This is a genomic window from Streptomyces sp. NPDC049687, from assembly GCF_044465285.1.
Taxonomy (GTDB): Bacteria; Actinomycetota; Actinomycetes; order Streptomycetales; family Streptomycetaceae; genus Streptomyces.
The window spans coordinates 1-2,437 of the sequence record NZ_JBITLN010000009.1; the positions used below are offsets into that span (position 1 = coordinate 1).

At 72.1% G+C, this 2,437-nt stretch carries 2 protein-coding genes and 1 rRNA gene; all 3 read left to right on the forward strand.

The window, feature by feature from the left end; translation table 11 throughout:
• Positions 1-160 precede the first annotated feature (160 nt).
• Positions 161-277, forward strand: a 5S ribosomal RNA gene (rrf, locus tag ACIBVL_RS26300).
• 191 nt (positions 278-468) lie between these two features.
• Entirely contained in the window at positions 469-1,614 is a 1,146-nt protein-coding gene (locus ACIBVL_RS26305; RefSeq protein WP_399101264.1) for a hypothetical protein, read from the forward strand.
• Complete coding sequence (locus tag ACIBVL_RS26310; RefSeq protein ID WP_399101217.1) at positions 1,506-2,279, forward strand: hypothetical protein; 774 nt, start codon at positions 1,506-1,508, stop codon at positions 2,277-2,279. Before ACIBVL_RS26305 ends, ACIBVL_RS26310 begins: the two co-directional genes overlap by 109 nt.
• The last annotated feature ends 158 nt before the right edge of the window (positions 2,280-2,437 follow it).

Here is a 2,437-nt window from a genome sequence, read left to right on the forward strand (position 1 = left end):
GGAAGCACGGTAACGTGTGGAGGTGACCGGTACTAATAGGCCGAGGGCTTGTCCTCAGTTGCTCGCGTCCACTGTGTTAGTTCTGAGGCAACGACCGTTGCCGGTATTGAGCAGAACGCATAACAGAAAAGTGTGCTTGTTCGCTCGAAACCATTAGGGTTTCGGTGGTCATAGCGTGAGGGAAACGCCCGGTTACATTTCGAACCCGGAAGCTAAGCCTTACAGCGCCGATGGTACTGCAGGGGGGACCCTGTGGGAGAGTAGGACACCGCCGAACAATCTTTGGGAAGGACCCCTGGTCCCCAGCGTTCAGCTGGGACCAGGGGTCCTTTCGTTTTTTAGAATGCTTGCAGTACGGAAGACAGGAGTCACCGATGTCCACCAACTCTCCCGACGACCGACCGGAGCGCGACCAGCGGCGACGGGACGGTGGAGATCGCGGCGATCGCGGCGGCTACCGCGGAGACCGTGACCGAGGCGATCGCGGTGGCTTCCGCCGCGACAACGATCGCGGCGGCTACGGCGGCCGACGCGACGACAACCGTGGTGGCGACAACCGCAGTGGCGACAACCGCGGTGGCCATGGCCGTCGTGACGACCGCCGCGACGACCGTGGTGATCGGGGCGGCTTCCGGCGTGACGACCGCCGAGATGACAACCGTGGCGGTGGGTACGGCCGCCGTGACGACCGTCGTGAGGGCGATCGTGGCTCTCGTCCCGCGTTCCAGCGGGACGACCGCGACCGTGGACCGCGTCGGGACGACCGGGACCGGGACCGTGGGTTCCGGCGGGATGACCGTGGTGACCGGCCGGCCTTCCGTCGCGACGACCAGCGCGGCGGGTTCGGCGACCGGGACCGTGGCGGTTACGGCCGGCGCGACGACCGCAGGGACGACCGACGTGGTGACGACCGCGGTGAGCGCGGCGGCTTCCGTCGGGACGACCGCCGGGACGACCGTCGGGACGAGCGCGGTGACCGTCCCGCCTTCCGCCGGGACGACAGCCGAGGCGGGTTCCGTCGGGACGACCGGCGGGACGACCGCCGTGACGACCGAGGCGATCGCGGGGGGTACCGCGGCGACGACCGAGGGTTCCGCCGTGACGATCGCCGGGACGACCGGGGTGACCGAGGCGGGTTCCGTCGGGATGACCGGCGGGATGACCGGCGCGGAGACGACCGGGGCGGGTTCCGCCGCGACGACCGGCGTGACGACGACCGCGGTGGCGTCCGCCGAGACGGCGACCGTGGCGGCTTCCGTCGGGACGACCGGCGGGACGACCGCCGTGACGACCGCGGTGAGCGCGGTGGCTTCCGGCGCGATGACCGGCGGGACGACCGCGGTGGGCGTGGCGGCTTCCGGCGGGACGACCGGCGGGACGACCGTGGTGGGCGGCCCGGCGGTTTCCGGGGACGGGACGACCGGCGGGACGACCGTCGGGATGACCGGCGTGGTGGCGGTCGCTTCCGTGACGAGCGGGACCGTGACCGTGAGCCGATCAAGCGGCTGCCGATCCCGGAGGACGTCACCGGCGAGGAGATCGACAAGGACGTACGGCAGGAGCTGCAGAGCCTGCCCAAGACGCTCGCCGATGACGTGGCCAAGAACCTCGTGATGGTCGCGCGGCTGATCGACGAGGACCCCGAGGGCGCTTACGGGTACTCCAAGGTGGCGCTACGGCTCGCGTCGCGTGTCGCCGCCGTACGGGAGGCGGCCGGGTTCGCGGCGTACGCGAACCAGAAGTACAGCGAGGCGCTGGCCGAGTTCCGGGCCGCGCGGCGGATGACCGGGTCGGCGGAGCTGTGGCCCGTCATGGCCGACTGTGAGCGTGGGCTCGGTCGGCCGGAGAAGGCGCTGGACATGGCCGGTGCTCCCGAGGTGCACAAGCTCGACAAGGCCGGCCAGGTGGAGATGCGGCTCGTCGCGGCCGGTGCCCGGCGTGACATGGGGCAGCTGGACGCGGCCATCGTGACGCTGCAGAGCCCCGAGCTGGCCTCCAACTCCGTACAGCCGTGGACCGCGCGGCTGCGGTACGCCTATGCCGACGCGCTGCTGGCAGCCGGGCGTGAGGGCGAGGCGCGGGAGTGGTTCGCGAAGGCCGTCGAGGCGGACCGGGACGGCAGCACGGATGCCTCCGACCGGCTCGCCGAGCTGGACGGGGTGGACTTCGTCGATGCGCTGGACGAGACCGGCGAGGAGTCCGAGGAGGCCGCGGCCGAGCAGGAGAAGGCCGAGCAGGACAAGGCCGAGCAGGACAAGGCCGACGGCGACGAGGACTGACGGTCCTCGGGGATGGTGAAGTGAGCAGGGGCGGGGGCCCCCCCCCCCCCGGGGCCCCCCCCGGGGGGGGGGCCCCCGGCCGGGGGCGCCGGGCCCCGCCCGAGGGCGGGGTGGGGGCGACAGACGGGGACGTGCGGGGCGGGGGGGGGCCCACGGGG